The organism is Pseudomonas sp. YQ_5 (assembly GCF_043103305.1).
Taxonomy (GTDB): Bacteria; Pseudomonadota; Gammaproteobacteria; order Pseudomonadales; family Pseudomonadaceae; genus Aquipseudomonas; species Aquipseudomonas putida_Y.
Genome location: NZ_JBICJS010000098.1, coordinates 23,233 through 37,886, shown reverse-complemented (window position 1 = coordinate 37,886; position 14,654 = coordinate 23,233). Strand labels below are relative to the sequence as shown.

Sequence of the window (14,654 nt, the reverse complement as noted above, 5' to 3'; positions counted from 1 at the left end):
TCACTTATAAAGAACCCGGCCCTCGCTTTGAGGGTCGGGTTTTTTTATGGGTTGAGGAGTGAGGCATGACGTTGCGCGGAACGGGCAGGGTGCTGGCATGCGTGGCGCTGTTGTTGCCGCCACTGGCGATGGCGGCAGGCAAGTGCGAGCGCCTGGTGGCGACCGGTAGCCCTGATGCGCCGCCCTATTCCTGGCAAGACCCGAAAGACCCCAGGCACCTGATCGGCGCCAACGTCGACCTGTTGCGCCAGGTGGCCGGCGAGCTGGGTGTGAAGGTCGAGGTGCTGAGTGCCGGTCGCCGTGACCAGGCGCTGGAAGAGGTGCGCAGTGGGCGCATGGACTTGCTGCTCGACACCCCCATGCAGGTGGAGCAACTGACCGCGCTGGACTACATCCATCCGCCGTTGCAGCTCAATGAGTACCTGGTGTGGACCCGCCATGATGCAGCGGTGACCTTTGATGGCCCGGCCGACCTGGCCAGGTACCAGGGCAGTTTGTCCGAGCGTGCGCGCCTGACCCCGGCCTTTACTGCGTTCGCCAAGGCCCAGCTCAAGCTGGTGCCGGCGCAGAACCTGACCCAGGCTTTCCAGAAACTGGTACTCGGCCAGGTGGATTATGTGCTGGCTGGACGTTACTCCGGTATGGCCATGGCCCAGAGCCTGGGCATGAGCAATGACCTGATAGCCCGCGGCTTGCCGGTGGACAGGCCAGGCCTGTACCTGGCGCTGTCGCACAACTCGGCGTGCAATGACAGCTGGTTGCGTGGGCAATTGGCAAAAAAACTGACAGAATTGCCGATCTCTGGTGCATCCGAAGCGGTGCTGCAACGTAATCTCGAGCGCTGGAAAGCGCAGTTGCAGGTGCCGGCGGACGCCCCCAAACACTAGGAAGATTGCGTGAGAACCCAACCACTAATCCTTGCCCTGGCCGTGCTCGGCCTGGCTGGCTGCGCCAATGATCCGGCCCCTGACGAGCAGATGCGCATTTCCGAGCAAGCACTGGACCAGGCCAAGGCCGTCGGCGCCACCGGGCAGGTCGAAGCGCTGAAACTGGCTGAAGACAAGCTGGCCCGCGCCAAGGCCAACATGCTCACCCAGGACTACCGCGATGCGCGCATGCGCGCCGAGCAAGCCGAGCTGGATGCGCGGCTGGCCGAGGCCCAGGTGCTGAACCAGAAGAGCGAAGAGCAGCTGCAGGTGCTGCAGTCGCGGGTCAAGCGCTTGCGCAAGCAACTGGAGGTGCAGCCATGATCCGTCGTACGCCTTTGGCTGCACTGGTACTGTTGGCGCTGACGGCAGGTTTGCAAGGTTGCGCCAGCCAGCGCAGCAGTGCCGCGCTGGATGAGGCCACTGTCGCCTTCCAGGGGGTCAAAGATGATTCCGACGTGCTGCGCAGCGCGCCGCGCGACGTGATTCGCGCGGGCGAATCGCTGGCTCGCGCCGAGCGCTTGTCCAGCTACATCGGCACCGGTTCTGATGTGCGGCATTATGCTTACCTCAGTCAGCGCTACAGCGAGATTGCCCGCGAACATGCCAAGCTGGCGCTGAGCCAGGAACGCCAGGCCAAGCTCGACCTGGAGCGCCAGCGCCTGCAGCTGGCTTTGCGTGAGGCCAAGCTGGCCAGCGTGCAGCAGCAGGGACAGTGGGTCGAATCGCAGATTGCCGCGTTGGCTTCGGAGCAGGCCGACCGTGGCCTGGTGATGACCTTGGGCGATGTGCTGTTCGATACCGGCAGTGCCGACCTGAAGAACTCGGCCAGCCGGACTGTGCTCAAGCTGGTGCAGTTCCTGCAGCTCAACCCGCGCCGGGTAGTGCGTATCGAGGGCTATACCGACAGCACGGGCGCGGGCGAGGACAACCTTAAGCTGTCGCGCGACCGGGCGCAGTCCGTGGCCGACATGCTGGTGGACCTGGGCATCGACGAAAAACGCCTGCAGGTTGAAGGCTATGGCGACCAGTACCCGATCGAGGCCAATGCTTCGGAGCGGGGCAGGGCGCAGAACCGTCGGGTGGAGATCGTATTCTCCGATGACAAGGGGCGGCTCGCGCCAGCGCGCTGAGTCTTGTGGAAAGGGCCGCTTTGCGGCCCGCTTTATGTCGGTTTAATCGTTTCGATAGCTGTCACGCTGTTGTATTGTCGACTATGTTGCAATCTGTCCCAGTACACTTTGCAACTGTTACGGTATCCTCTACCGTCTGTGACCTGTACAAGAACAACGAGCATGTCGACATGACCAACCTGCTGCTGTACCAGCGTATCGCCCAGCAACTGGCCGATGATATCCGTCGCGGTGTCTACCAGCCAGGCGAGCGGGTACCCTCCGTGCGCAAGATGAGCGCCCAGCTCAATGTCAGCCATGCCACGGTGCTGCAGGCCTATGCCAATCTTGAGGACCAAGGGCTTATCCGGGCGCGGCCGCAGTCTGGCTATTACGTTCACCAGACCCCTGCCTTGACCGCGCAAACCCCGGACATCGCCCGGGTGGAGCGCCCCGGCCTGGTCACGCGTGCCAGCATCATCCAGCAGGTGCTGACTGAGGCGCGTCGCGATGGTGTGTTCCCGTTTGGTGCTGCAGTGCCGCATGTCGACTACCTGCCGGTGCGCGCCTTGCATCAGCAAATCGCCAAGGTAACGCGCTTCCATAGTCCGCGCGCCTTCAGCTACATGTTCAGCCCCGGTTTCGAGCCGCTGCGCAGGCAGATCGCCATACGCATGCGCGATGCCGGCGTGCTGGTCGACCCGCGCGAAGTGATCGTGACCCATGGGTGTGTCGACGCCCTGCAGATGTCGCTGCGGGTGCTGACCCGCCCAGGTGACTTGATCGCCGCCGAGTCGCCGACCTATTACGGCTTGCTGCAGCTGGCTGACCTGCTGGGTTTGAAAGTGATCGAAATCCCCAGTGACCCGTCCACCGGTATCAGCCTCGAAGCCTTGCAACTGGCGGCTAACCAGTGGTCGATCAAGGCGTTGGTGCTGACTGCGCGCTTGAGCAATCCACTTGGTGGCACTGTTCCGGAGGAACGGCAAAAGCAATTGCTGCGCCTGGCCTCGGACTTCGATATCCAGATCATCGAGGATGACATCTACGGTGAGCTGATGTTCGAGCAGGGCAAGACCAAGGCGCTGAAGGCGTTCGACCGGCTGGATCGGGTCATCTACTGTTCAAGCTTCTCCAAGACTTTGTCCCCCGGCGTGCGTGTGGGCTGGATGATCGCCGGGCGTTACCAGGATGAGATTCAGCGCCTGCAGACTTTTACCACCCACTCGGCCTGCAGCGTGACGCAGATGGGGGTGGCAGCCTACCTGGAAAATGGCGGCTACGACCGGCATCTGCGCTACATACGTCAGGAGTATCGCAAGAACCTCAGTGCCTATCAGTTGGCGGTACAGCAGCATTTCCCCGAGGGCACCCAGATGACCCGGCCGACAGGTGGCTTCATCCTTTGGGTAAGCCTGCCGGGTCGGGTCAATACCCAGGAGCTGCATGTGCGTGCGCTGGAGCAGGGCATCAGCATTGCACCGGGGCTAATATTCAGTAACACAGAGCAGTTCAACCACTGTGTCCGGCTCAATTGTGGCATTCCATGGAATAAAGAGGCCGAGCGGGCTGTGATTACGCTGGGTTTGCTGGCCCAACAGTTGTGCAGAGAGACGGCGGTCACGCTTTTGTAAGGCTTGCAAGCTGCCTGTGGAACAGGGAGCATACGCATTTTTCCTGCCAGTCTGTCCATTTGCCATGAACGCTTTGCGCTGCTTTGTTCTGATCGTGTGCCTTCTGCCGTTGTGCTGCCCGGTCGTCCCCGCCTTGGCTGCGCAACCGGTCCCCCAGGCTCAGGCTGCTCCGGGTAAGCAGGTGCCAAGAAAGGCGACAGCCAAGCCCGCGCACAAGCCGCTCAGCAAAGCGGTCGCCAAGCCATTACCCAAGACTAAGCTGGACCTGAGCCTGCCAGTTGATATGGTCAACAACCTTGAGCCGAATGTGGGCACACCTTCGCCAATCCAACGGCGCAAGCCTTTGTTGCCACCCATGTTCACAGAAAAGCCAGAGACCAATGACAGCCCGTTCCAGCTCAATGGTCGGCTGATCAACAACGAGATGCAGCTGCAACTGCGCAATGACAGCCGTCATGACGTGGAGGGGGCTGCCATCGATTTCGAGTATCGCCAATAGGTGGGAACTGACTGCAGGGTCACGGCAGATTTCATCGTGCCAGTAATTTCAAACGGCTGTTTGAGCGGTTACTATCCAGGGACGTTCGTCCCGTTTTGTTCCAAGGGAGTCCTGATTTTGGTGAATAGCCATGAAATGCCGTGAGGGCTGTGGTGCCTGCTGCATCGCCCCGTCCATCACTTCTGCGATGCCGCGAATGCCCAATGGCAAGCCGGCTGGTGAGCGCTGCCTGCACCTGACGGCCGCCAACCTGTGCGACCTGTTCGGCAAGCCTGAGCGGCCGGCGGTGTGTGGTGGTTTCAAGGCGGATGCCGAGGTGTGCGGCAGTGATCGTGACGAGGCAATCAGGATTCTTGGCTGGTGGGAGCAGATGACGGCGGCGTGACAGGCTGGATCTTCGACAACAAGGATAAACATGATGAGATCGTTCAAGCGTATTGCACTGCTGTGTGGCGTGGGTGTTCTGCTGTCGCCTGTGGCCTGGGCTGAAAACTGGCAAGTGGCCAAGAACGAGGACGGGATCAAGGTATCCCTCAGCGAAGTGGCCGGTTCCAAGTACAAGGCCTATCAGGGTGTTACCGTGATCAAGGCGCCGTTGGCCAAGGTGCAGGCGTTGCAGGAAGATGTGGTGGGCGCCTGCGCATGGATTCATGAGTGCAAGTTGCAGAAATTGCTCAAGCAAGAAGGTGATCAGACCTGGACCTACACCCAGTTCAATACGCCTTGGCCGGTGACGCCGCGTGATTCGGTTTTGCATGTGACCACGGTCAAGGGGGCGGACGGCAGCCTGGTGCGTAACCTGAAGGAAGAGCCGACCTATCTGCCGGAAGAGAAGGGCTTTGTGCGGGTGGCCAAGGTTGAGGGCTTCTGGAAGCTGGTGCCCAAGGGCGACAGCACGGAGGTGACCTACCAGGTGCACACCGAGCCGGGCGGCAGCGTGCCGGCAATGGTGGCCAACAAGTTCGTGGTGGATGCGCCGTTCAATACCTTGAAAGAGCTGCGTGAGCGGGCTGAGAAAAACTGAGGTTTAACGCGGCGCGCGGTTCTCTGTGGTAGCGGCCATGCGTCGCGAATGGGCGCGCGCAGCGGCCCCGGAATCTTAGGATTAGCGCAATATTGCTTGGGCTGCTTTGCAGCCCTTTCGCGACGCAAGGCCGCACCCGCAAAGGCCGAACTGCGACCATCAGGTTTACAATAAAAAAGGCTGCCCGAGGGCAGCCTTTTTGCGTTCGGCTATCAAAGCTTACTTGCGGTCCTTCAGGGCAACGAGGTCGCGCTTTTGCTCGCCGGTGTACAGCTGGCGCGGACGGCCGATCTTGTACGGGCTGGAGAGCATTTCTTTCCAGTGCGAGATCCAGCCCACGGTACGTGCCAGGGCGAAGATCACGGTGAACATGCTGGTTGGAATGCCGATTGCCTTGAGGATGATCCCCGAGTAGAAGTCGACGTTCGGGTACAGCGAGCGCTCGATGAAATACGGATCGGTGAGGGCGATCTCTTCCAGGCGCATGGCCAGTTCCAGCTGCGGATCGTTCTTGATGCCCAGCTCGCGCAGGACTTCGTCGCAGGTCTGCTTCATCACGGTGGCGCGCGGGTCGCGGTTCTTGTACACGCGGTGACCGAAGCCCATCAGCTTGAACGGGTCGTTCTTGTCCTTGGCCTTGGCGATGAATTTGTCGATGTTCGAAACATCACCGATTTCATCGAGCATGGTCAGTACGGCTTCGTTCGCACCGCCGTGGGCCGGGCCCCACAGTGCGGCGATACCGGCGGCGATACAGGCGAACGGGTTGGCACCCGACGAGCCGGCCAGACGAACGGTGGAGGTGGAGGCGTTCTGCTCGTGGTCGGCGTGGAGGATGAAGATCCGGTCCATTGCCTTGGCCAGCACCGGGCTGATCGGTTTGATCTCGCACGGGGTGTTGAACATCATGTGCAGGAAGTTTTCCGCGTACGACAGGTCGTTGCGCGGGTACATCATCGGCTGGCCCATGGAGTACTTGTAAACCATCGCAGCCAGGGTCGGCATCTTGGCGACCAGGCGCACCGCGGAGATTTCGCGGTGTTGCGGGTTATTGATGTCCAGGGAGTCGTGATAGAACGCCGACAGGGCGCCGACTACGCCGCACATCACCGCCATGGGGTGAGCGTCGCGGCGGAAGCCGTTGAAGAAGGTCTTCAACTGCTCGTGAACCATGGTGTGGTTCTTGACGGTGCTGACGAACTGGGCCTTTTGCTCGGCATTCGGCAGTTCGCCATTGAGCAGCAGGTAGCAGGTTTCGAGGTAGTCGGACTGTTCGGCGAGTTGCTCGATCGGGTAGCCGCGGTGCAGCAGGATACCTTTGTCGCCGTCAATATAGGTGATCTTCGACTCGCACGAGGCAGTCGCCATGAAACCTGGGTCGAAGGTGAAGTGACCAGTGGCCCCTAACCCGCGGACGTCGATTACATCAGGACCAACGGTGCCGGTTAAAATGGGCAGCTCGACGGGGGCAGCGCCCTCGATGACCAACTGCGCTTTTTTGTCAGCCATGTGGCCTCCTATTAATGCTTGAAATCATCAGACAGACCCCCCACGCAGGGCCCGCACCACTATAGAGGGATAAATTCAGATGTCAATTTGCCTAAAGGCTTGTTGAATCAAGCATTCAAGCCTGATTTTTCCCGAAATTCTCGCCCATTTACGCCTTTTGTTCATTAAAGGCAATGCGCTATTTGGGCTACCCCGTCACGTTGTCATAAGCAGCCTAACTGTCTATACTCGGCACCCGACCGCCAGGGGCTTCCAAGCCCGAACTGCTGGGGGTCGCCGTTCCCTGGGTGGTGGGTACCTGACCAGTACACTTACCAACAACTTTGCCCTGATTCGCTAGGGGCTCTTCAGTGTGAAAAAAGCCGTGAAAAGCCAACGACCTGTAAACCTAGACCTAAGGACCATCAAGCTCCCCGTCACTGCATACACGTCCATCCTGCACCGTATCTCCGGCGTCATCCTGTTCATCGGCCTTGCCATCATGCTTTATGCACTGGGCAAGTCGCTGGGTTCCGAGGAAGGCTTCGGTGAGGTGAAGGCGTGTCTGACCAGCCCGCTGGCCAAGTTCGTGACCTGGGGTCTGTTGTCCGCCCTGCTTTATCACCTCGTGGCAGGTGTTCGACACCTGATCATGGACATGGGTATCGGTGAGACGCTGGAAGGCGGCAAGCTGGGCTCGAAAATCGTGATCGTCATCTCCGTGGTGCTGATCGTTCTGGTGGGAGTTTGGGTATGGTAACCAATGTCACGAACCTGTCGCGTTCGGGCCTCTATGACTGGATGGCGCAGCGCGTTTCTGCGGTCGTTCTCGCGGCTTACTTCCTCTTCCTGATCGGCTACGTGGTCGCCCACCCAGGCATCGACTACACCCAGTGGCATGGTCTGTTCTCCAACAACGCGATGCGGATCTTCAGTCTGCTGGCCCTCGTTGCCCTGGGCGCTCACGCCTGGGTCGGCATGTGGACCATTGCAACCGACTACCTGACGCCTATGTCGTTCGGCAAGTCGGCAACTGCGATTCGTTTCCTGTTCCAGGCGGTATGCGGCGTTGCGATGTTCGCTTACTTCGTCTGGGGTGTGCAGATTCTCTGGGGTATCTGATCCATGGCTAGCATTCCAACCATTTCCTTCGACGCCATCATCATCGGTGGCGGCGGCGCCGGCATGCGCGCAGCGCTGCAACTGGCTCAAGGCGGCCACAAGACTGCCGTAGTCACCAAGGTCTTCCCGACCCGTTCGCACACCGTATCCGCCCAGGGCGGCATCACCTGCGCCATCGCTTCGGCCGACCCGAACGACGACTGGCGCTGGCACATGTACGATACCGTCAAGGGTTCCGACTACATCGGCGACCAGGACGCTATCGAATACATGTGTCAGGAAGGCCCGGCTGCGGTCTTCGAGCTGGACCACATGGGTCTGCCGTTCTCGCGTACCGAAACCGGCCGCATCTACCAGCGCCCGTTCGGCGGTCAGTCCAAGGACTTCGGTAAAGGTGGCCAGGCCGCCCGTACCTGTGCCGCGTCGGACCGTACCGGTCACGCGCTGCTGCACACCCTGTACCAGGGCAACCTGAAAGCTGGCACCACGTTCCTCAACGAGTACTATGCCGTTGACCTGGTGAAAAACCAGGACGGCGCATTCGTTGGTGTGATCGCCATCTGCATCGAAACCGGCGAAACCCTGTACATCAAGTCCAAGGCCACTGTGCTGGCCACTGGCGGTGCGGGCCGTATCTACGCTTCCACCACCAACGCCCTGATCAACACCGGTGACGGTATCGGCATGGCCCTGCGTGCAGGCGTGCCGGTGCAGGATATCGAGATGTGGCAGTTCCACCCGACCGGTATCGCCGGCGCCGGTGTACTGGTCACCGAAGGTTGCCGCGGTGAGGGTGGCTACCTGATCAACGCCCACGGCGAGCGCTTCATGGAGCGTTACGCGCCGAACGCCAAAGACCTGGCTGGCCGCGACGTGGTTGCCCGTTCCATGGTCAAGGAAATCATCGCCGGCAACGGCGTGGGCCCGAACAAGGACCACGTACTGCTGAAGCTGGACCACCTGGGCGAGGAAGTGCTGCACAGCCGCCTGCCAGGTATCTGCGAACTGTCCAAGACCTTCGCCCACGTCGACCCTGTGGTCGCACCGGTGCCGGTAGTGCCAACCTGCCACTACATGATGGGCGGCGTTGCCACCAACATTCATGGCCAGGCCATTACCATGGACGCCGACGGCCAGGATCACATCATCCCGGGTCTGTTCGCCGTAGGTGAAGTGGCGTGCGTATCGGTTCACGGTGCCAACCGCCTGGGCGGCAACTCGCTGCTCGACCTGGTGGTGTTCGGCCGTGCTGCCGGCCTGCACCTGGAGAAGGCGCTGAGCGAAGGCGTGGAATACCGTGACGCCAGCGACACCGACGTCGATGTTGCCCTGAACCGCCTGAACAAGCTCAACGAGCGTACCAGCGGTGAAGACGTTGCCAGCCTGAAGCGCGAGCTGCAGAGCTGCATGCAGAACTACTTCGGTGTGTTCCGTACTGGCGAATACATGCAGAAGGGTATCGAGCAATTGGCCGGTCTGCGTGACCGTATCGCCAACGTCAAGATCAACGACAAGTCCCAGGCCTTCAACACCGCGCGTATCGAAGCGCTGGAGCTGCAGAACCTGCTGGAAGTTGCCGAAGCTACCGCCATCGCGGCCGAAGCCCGTAAAGAGTCCCGCGGCGCTCACGCCCGTGAAGACTTCGAAGACCGTGACGACGAAAACTGGCTGTGCCACACCCTGTACTACCCGGGTGAGAAGCGCGTTGCCAAGCGCGGCGTCAACTTTGCGCCGAAGACTGTTCCAGCCTTCGAACCAAAAGTCCGGACTTACTAAGGGTGGCTGCTATGTTGAAAGTCGAAGTTTATCGTTACAACCCGGACACCGACTCGGCGCCAAAAATGGAGTCGTTCGACGTCGATACCGGCGGCAAGGACCTGATGGTGCTGGATGTATTGGCACTGATCAAGGAAAAGGACGAGGGTTTCTCGTACCGTCGCTCCTGCCGTGAAGGCGTTTGCGGTTCCGATGGCATGAACATGAACGGCAAGAACGGCTTGGCCTGCATCACTCCGCTGTCGGCGGTTGTGAAGGGCGGCAAGCTGGTTCTGCGTCCGCTGCCAGGCCTGCCGGTCATTCGTGACCTGGTGGTCGATATGAGCATCTTCTACAAGCAGTACGAGAAGGTGAAGCCGTTCCTGCAGAACGATACCCCGGCACCGGCCATCGAGCGCCTGCAGTCGCCGGAAGACCGTGACAAGCTGGACGGCCTGTACGAGTGCATCCTGTGCGCTTGCTGCTCGACTTCCTGCCCGTCGTTCTGGTGGAACCCGGACAAGTTCCTGGGCCCGGCAGCACTGCTGCAAGCTTACCGCTTCCTTGCCGACAGCCGCGATACCAAGACTCAGGAGCGCCTGGCGTCCCTGGATGACCCGTTCAGCGTATTCCGCTGCCGCGGGATCATGAACTGCGTAAACGTTTGCCCGAAAGGTCTGAACCCGACCAAGGCAATCGGTCACGTACGTAACATGCTGCTGCAAAGCGGCACCTGATACAAAGCGTTGTACCTGCAGTAAGCCGAGGTGCGGGTGGTGAGCCCGCACTGAGGTAAAACCCGAACAAGGGCCCACAAAGCCCGCGTTCATTACCTATGAAGATATGAGACCAGCAGGGGCTTTCCGGGCTGGTACCCGGAAAATCAGCAGGATCCAGGTGGCGTGGTTCAGTCGCTGTTTTCGGACTTTTCCAGGTTTGCTGTGGCTCTCGCCGATCAGTCCCCTAATCGAGGGTGACCAAGCATGCAAGAAAGCGTGATGCAGCGCATGTGGGATAGCGCCCACCTTTCAGGTGGTAACGCTGCATATGTGGAAGAGCTCTACGAGCTCTACCTGCACGACCCTAACGCTGTGCCAGAAGAGTGGCGCACTTACTTCCAGAAGTTGCCAGCCGACGGCAGCACCGCTACTGATGTATCGCACTCGACAATCCGCGACCATTTCGTACTGCTGGCAAAGAACCAGCGCCGCGCCCAACCGGTTTCCGCCGGGAGCGTGAGCAGTGAACACGAGAAGAAGCAGGTTGAAGTTCTGCGACTGATCCAGGCCTATCGTATGCGCGGCCATCAGGCTGCCAAGCTCGACCCGTTGGGGTTGTGGCAGCGCCCTGCGCCCGTAGACCTGTCGATCAATCACTACGGCTTGACCAATGCCGATCTTGATACGACCTTCCGTGCCGGCGACCTGTTCATCGGCAAAGAGGAGGCGAGCCTACGCGACATCTTCGATGCACTCCAGAAGACATATTGTCGCACCATTGGCGCCGAATTCACCCACATCGTCGATTCCGAGCAGCGCAGCTGGTTCCAGCAGCGCCTGGAAAGCGTGCGCGGCCGTCCGGAGTTTTCCGCTGACGTGCAGGCCCACTTGCTCGAGCGCGTGACCGCCGGTGAGGGCCTGGAAAAGTACCTGGGCACCAAATACCCGGGCACCAAGCGTTTCGGCCTTGAAGGCGGCGAGAGCCTGATTCCGATGCTGGATGAAATGATCCAGCGTTCCGGCTCTTACGGCGCCAAGGAGGTCGTGATCGGCATGGCCCACCGTGGCCGCCTGAACGTGCTGGTGAACACCTTCGGCAAGAACCCGCGCGAGCTGTTCGACGAGTTCGAAGGCAAGAAGATGAACGAGCTGGGCTCCGGTGACGTGAAGTATCACCAGGGCTTCTCCTCGAACGTGATGACCCCGGGTGGCGAAGTGCACCTGGCCATGGCGTTCAACCCGTCCCACCTGGAAATCGTATCGCCGGTGGTCGAAGGTTCGGTGCGCGCCCGTCAGGACCGCCGCAACGACACCGTTGGCGACAAGGTGCTGCCGATCTCGATCCACGGCGACGCTGCATTCGCCGGCCAGGGCGTGGTCATGGAAACCTTCCAGATGTCGCAGACCCGCGGTTTCAAGACTGGCGGTACCGTGCACATCGTGATCAACAACCAGGTTGGTTTCACCATCAGCAACCCGCTGGATGCGCGCTCCACCGAGTACGCGACCGACGTTGCCAAGATGATCCAGGCACCGATCCTGCACGTGAACGGCGATGACCCGGAAGCCGTGCTGTTCGTCACCCAGCTTGCCATCGACTACCGCATGCAGTTCAAGCGTGACGTGGTCATCGACCTGGTCTGCTACCGTCGCCGTGGCCACAACGAGGCTGACGAGCCTAACGGCACCCAGCCGCTGATGTACCAGCAAATCAGCAAGCAGCGCACTACCCGTGAGCTGTATGCCGAGCAGCTGATCCAGGCCGGTCGCATCGACGCCGAGCGCGCTCAGGCCAAGATCGATGAGTACCGCAACGCGCTGGACAATGGCCTGCACGTGGTGAAGAGCCTGGTCAAGGAGCCGAACCGCGAGCTGTTCGTCGACTGGCGTCCGTACCTGGGCCATGCCTGGACCGCGCGTCACGACACCCGTTTCGACCTCAAGACCCTGCAGGATCTGTCGGCCAAGCTGCTCGAGCTGCCGGAAGGTTTCGTGGTGCAGCGTCAGGTGTCGAAGATCTACGAAGACCGTCAGAAGATGCAGGCCGGTGGCTTGCCGATCAACTGGGGTTATGCAGAGACCATGGCTTACGCCACCCTGCAGTTCGAAGGTCACCCGATCCGCATGACCGGCCAGGACATCGGCCGTGGCACCTTCTCGCACCGTCACGCGGTGCTGCACAACCAGAAGGACGCCAGCACCTACATCCCGTTGCAGAACCTGTTCCCTGGCCAGCCACGTTTCGATCTGTACGATTCGTTCCTGTCCGAGGAGGCGGTACTGGCCTTCGAATACGGCTACTCCACCACCATGCCGAACGCGCTGGTGATCTGGGAAGCCCAGTTCGGCGACTTCGCCAACGGTGCGCAAGTGGTGATCGACCAGTTCATCACCAGTGGTGAGCACAAGTGGGGCCGCCTGTGCGGTCTGACCATGCTGCTGCCACACGGCTATGAAGGGCAGGGGCCGGAGCACTCGTCCGCGCGTCTGGAGCGTTACCTGCAGCTGTGCGCCGAGCACAACATCCAGGTCTGCGTACCGACGACGCCGGCACAGATTTACCACCTGCTGCGTCGCCAGGTCATCCGCCCGCTGCGCAAGCCGCTGGTCGTCCTGACGCCGAAGTCGCTGCTGCGCCACAAGCTGGCCATCTCGACCCTGGAAGACCTGGCAGAAGGCTCGTTCCAGACCGTGATCCCGGAAATCGACGCAATCGATCCGGCCAAGGTCGAGCGTCTGGTGCTGTGCAGCGGCAAGGTCTACTACGACCTGCTGGAAAAGCGCCGTGCCGAAGGCCGCGAAGACATCGCCATCCTGCGTATCGAGCAGCTGTATCCGTTCCCTGAGGACGATCTGGTCGAAATCCTCGCCCCTTACACCAACCTCAAGCATGCGGTCTGGTGTCAGGAAGAGCCGATGAACCAGGGCGCCTGGTACAGCAGCCAGCACCACATGCGCCGTATCCTGGGCCGCCACAACAAGGCATTGACCCTGGAATACGCCGGTCGCGACGCTTCCGCCGCGCCAGCCTGTGGTTACGCTTCGAAGCACGTCGAACAGCAGGAAAAACTGCTGCAAGACGCCTTCACTGTCTAACGCCTTCGCGCACCTGAAACCGAATTTAAGGAAACACAGATAATGGCTATCGAGATCAAAGCCCCAACCTTCCCGGAATCGGTTGCCGACGGCACCGTTGCCACCTGGCACAAGAAGCCGGGCGAAGCCGTCAAGCGTGACGAGCTGATCGTCGACATCGAGACTGACAAGGTTGTCCTGGAAGTACTGGCTACTGCCGATGGCGTGCTGGGCGATATCGTCAAGGGCGAGGGCGACACCGTCCTGTCCGACGAACTGCTGGGTTCGATCGTTGAAGGCGGTGCTGCCGCAGCACCAGCCGCGGCAGCCGCTCCTGCTGCTGCTCCGGCCGCTGCTGCCGCTGACGCCGGTGAAGATGACCCGATTGCTGCCCCGGCCGCGCGCAAGCTGGCTGAAGAAAACGGCATCGACCTGGCTACCGTGGCAGGTACCGGCAAAGGCGGTCGCGTCACCAAGGAAGACGTGGTTGCTGCTGTTGCCAACAAGAAGTCGGCACCTGCCGCTGCACCGGCTGCCAAGCCTGCCGCTGCTGCCGCTGCCCCGGTTGTCGTCGCTGCTGGCGACCGTACCGAGAAGCGCGTGCCGATGACCCGCCTGCGTGCCAAGATCGCCGAGCGTCTGGTCGAAGCCCAGTCCAACATGGCGATGCTGACCACCTTCAACGAAGTGGACATGACCGAAGTCATGGCCCTGCGTTCGAAGTACAAGGACCTGTTCGAGAAGACCCACAATGGCGTGCGCCTGGGCTTCATGTCGTTCTTCGTCAAGGCTGCTACCGAAGCGCTGAAGCGCTTCCCGGCCGTCAACGCCTCGATCGACGGCAACGACATCGTCTACCACGGCTTCGCCGACGTCGGTGTTGCCGTGTCCAGCGACCGTGGCCTGGTGGTACCGGTGCTGCGTAACGCCGAGTCGATGAGCCTGGCTGAAATCGAGAACGGTATCGCTACCTTCGGCAAGAAGGCCCGTGACGGCAAACTGGCCATCGAAGAGATGACCGGTGGCACTTTCACCATCACCAACGGTGGCACCTTCGGTTCGATGATGTCGACCCCGATCGTCAACCCGCCGCAGGCCGCCATTCTCGGCATGCACAACATCATCCAGCGCCCGATGGCCATCAATGGCCAGGTCGTGATTCGCCCGATGATGTACCTGGCGCTGTCGTACGATCACCGCCTGATCGACGGCAAGGAAGCGGTAACCTTCCTGGTCACTATCAAGAACCTGCTGGAAGATCCGTCCCGCCTGCTGCTGGACATCTAATCGCGCAGCTGTA

Annotated in this window: 14 protein-coding genes; 13 read left to right on the top strand and 1 reads right to left on the bottom strand. The window is 60.7% G+C overall.

The window, feature by feature from the left end:
- The first annotated feature begins 65 nt into the window (after positions 1–65).
- The 7 genes from ACF8EA_RS23495 (at position 66) to ACF8EA_RS23465 (ending at position 5,195) form a co-directional block, all read left to right on the top strand.
- Positions 66–887, top strand: a complete 822-nt coding sequence (locus ACF8EA_RS23495) for a substrate-binding periplasmic protein (protein WP_392523445.1) — start codon at positions 66–68, stop codon at positions 885–887.
- A 9-nt stretch (positions 888–896) separates the two neighbouring features.
- Complete coding sequence (locus tag ACF8EA_RS23490; protein WP_021784842.1) at positions 897–1,250, top strand: DUF4398 domain-containing protein; 354 nt, start codon at positions 897–899, stop codon at positions 1,248–1,250.
- Positions 1,247–2,059, top strand: coding sequence for an OmpA family protein (locus tag ACF8EA_RS23485; RefSeq protein WP_325950575.1), 813 nt, complete (start codon positions 1,247–1,249; stop codon positions 2,057–2,059). The genes ACF8EA_RS23490 and ACF8EA_RS23485 overlap by 4 nt, the downstream gene beginning before the upstream one ends.
- A gap of 170 nt (positions 2,060–2,229) precedes the next feature.
- Entirely contained in the window at positions 2,230–3,672 is a 1,443-nt protein-coding gene (locus ACF8EA_RS23480; RefSeq protein ID WP_003254223.1) for a PLP-dependent aminotransferase family protein, read from the top strand.
- A gap of 64 nt (positions 3,673–3,736) precedes the next feature.
- A complete protein-coding gene (locus tag ACF8EA_RS23475) occupies positions 3,737–4,171 on the top strand; it encodes a hypothetical protein (protein WP_392523443.1) in 435 nt (144 codons plus the stop codon).
- 130 nt (positions 4,172–4,301) lie between these two features.
- Positions 4,302–4,556 (top strand): YkgJ family cysteine cluster protein, encoded by a 255-nt coding sequence (locus tag ACF8EA_RS23470; protein WP_003254220.1) that lies wholly within the window; start codon positions 4,302–4,304, stop codon positions 4,554–4,556.
- A gap of 33 nt (positions 4,557–4,589) precedes the next feature.
- Positions 4,590–5,195, top strand: a complete 606-nt coding sequence (locus ACF8EA_RS23465) for an START domain-containing protein (protein ID WP_325950576.1) — start codon at positions 4,590–4,592, stop codon at positions 5,193–5,195.
- Positions 5,196–5,414: 219 nt separating this feature from the next.
- On the opposite strand, the gene gltA is transcribed toward ACF8EA_RS23465, so the two are convergent.
- Complete coding sequence (gltA, locus tag ACF8EA_RS23460; protein ID WP_021784847.1) at positions 5,415–6,704, bottom strand: citrate synthase; 1,290 nt, start codon at positions 6,702–6,704, stop codon at positions 5,415–5,417.
- Between the two features lie 352 nt (positions 6,705–7,056).
- On the opposite strand from gltA, the gene sdhC reads away from it, so the two are divergent.
- The 6 genes from sdhC (at position 7,057) to odhB (ending at position 14,641) form a co-directional block, all read left to right on the top strand.
- Positions 7,057–7,443: a succinate dehydrogenase, cytochrome b556 subunit gene (sdhC, locus tag ACF8EA_RS23455; protein WP_008091902.1), complete on the top strand. Its 387-nt coding sequence runs from the start codon at positions 7,057–7,059 to the stop codon at positions 7,441–7,443.
- A complete protein-coding gene (gene sdhD, locus ACF8EA_RS23450; RefSeq protein ID WP_003254214.1) occupies positions 7,437–7,805 on the top strand; it encodes a succinate dehydrogenase, hydrophobic membrane anchor protein in 369 nt (122 codons plus the stop codon). Before sdhC ends, sdhD begins: the two co-directional genes overlap by 7 nt.
- A 3-nt stretch (positions 7,806–7,808) precedes the next feature.
- Complete coding sequence (gene sdhA, locus ACF8EA_RS23445; RefSeq protein WP_003254213.1) at positions 7,809–9,581, top strand: succinate dehydrogenase flavoprotein subunit; 1,773 nt, start codon at positions 7,809–7,811, stop codon at positions 9,579–9,581.
- An 11-nt stretch (positions 9,582–9,592) separates the two neighbouring features.
- On the top strand, positions 9,593–10,297 hold the full coding sequence (locus ACF8EA_RS23440; protein ID WP_003254212.1) for a succinate dehydrogenase iron-sulfur subunit: 705 nt from the start codon (positions 9,593–9,595) through the stop codon (positions 10,295–10,297).
- Positions 10,298–10,543: 246 nt separating this feature from the next.
- Positions 10,544–13,375: a 2-oxoglutarate dehydrogenase E1 component gene (locus tag ACF8EA_RS23435; RefSeq protein ID WP_021784848.1), complete on the top strand. Its 2,832-nt coding sequence runs from the start codon at positions 10,544–10,546 to the stop codon at positions 13,373–13,375.
- 42 nt (positions 13,376–13,417) lie between these two features.
- On the top strand, positions 13,418–14,641 hold the full coding sequence (gene odhB, locus ACF8EA_RS23430; protein WP_021784849.1) for a 2-oxoglutarate dehydrogenase complex dihydrolipoyllysine-residue succinyltransferase: 1,224 nt from the start codon (positions 13,418–13,420) through the stop codon (positions 14,639–14,641).
- Positions 14,642–14,654 lie beyond the last annotated feature (13 nt).

Excerpts from the sequence above, each read along its gene's own strand:
- ACF8EA_RS23495 (WP_392523445.1), top strand. The coding sequence starts at position 66 with ATGACGTTGCGCGGAACGGGCAGGGTGCTGGCATGCGTGGCGCTGTTG.
- ACF8EA_RS23485 (WP_325950575.1), top strand. The coding sequence starts at position 1,247 with ATGATCCGTCGTACGCCTTTGGCTGCACTGGTACTGTTGGCGCTGACG.
- ACF8EA_RS23480 (WP_003254223.1), top strand. The coding sequence starts at position 2,230 with ATGACCAACCTGCTGCTGTACCAGCGTATCGCCCAGCAACTGGCCGAT.
- ACF8EA_RS23475 (WP_392523443.1), top strand. The coding sequence starts at position 3,737 with ATGAACGCTTTGCGCTGCTTTGTTCTGATCGTGTGCCTTCTGCCGTTG.
- ACF8EA_RS23470 (WP_003254220.1), top strand. The coding sequence starts at position 4,302 with ATGAAATGCCGTGAGGGCTGTGGTGCCTGCTGCATCGCCCCGTCCATC.
- ACF8EA_RS23465 (WP_325950576.1), top strand. The coding sequence starts at position 4,590 with ATGAGATCGTTCAAGCGTATTGCACTGCTGTGTGGCGTGGGTGTTCTG.
- gltA (WP_021784847.1), bottom strand. The coding sequence starts at position 6,704 with ATGGCTGACAAAAAAGCGCAGTTGGTCATCGAGGGCGCTGCCCCCGTC.
- sdhD (WP_003254214.1), top strand. The coding sequence starts at position 7,437 with ATGGTAACCAATGTCACGAACCTGTCGCGTTCGGGCCTCTATGACTGG.
- sdhA (WP_003254213.1), top strand. The coding sequence starts at position 7,809 with ATGGCTAGCATTCCAACCATTTCCTTCGACGCCATCATCATCGGTGGC.
- ACF8EA_RS23440 (WP_003254212.1), top strand. The coding sequence starts at position 9,593 with ATGTTGAAAGTCGAAGTTTATCGTTACAACCCGGACACCGACTCGGCG.
- ACF8EA_RS23435 (WP_021784848.1), top strand. The coding sequence starts at position 10,544 with ATGCAAGAAAGCGTGATGCAGCGCATGTGGGATAGCGCCCACCTTTCA.
- odhB (WP_021784849.1), top strand. The coding sequence starts at position 13,418 with ATGGCTATCGAGATCAAAGCCCCAACCTTCCCGGAATCGGTTGCCGAC.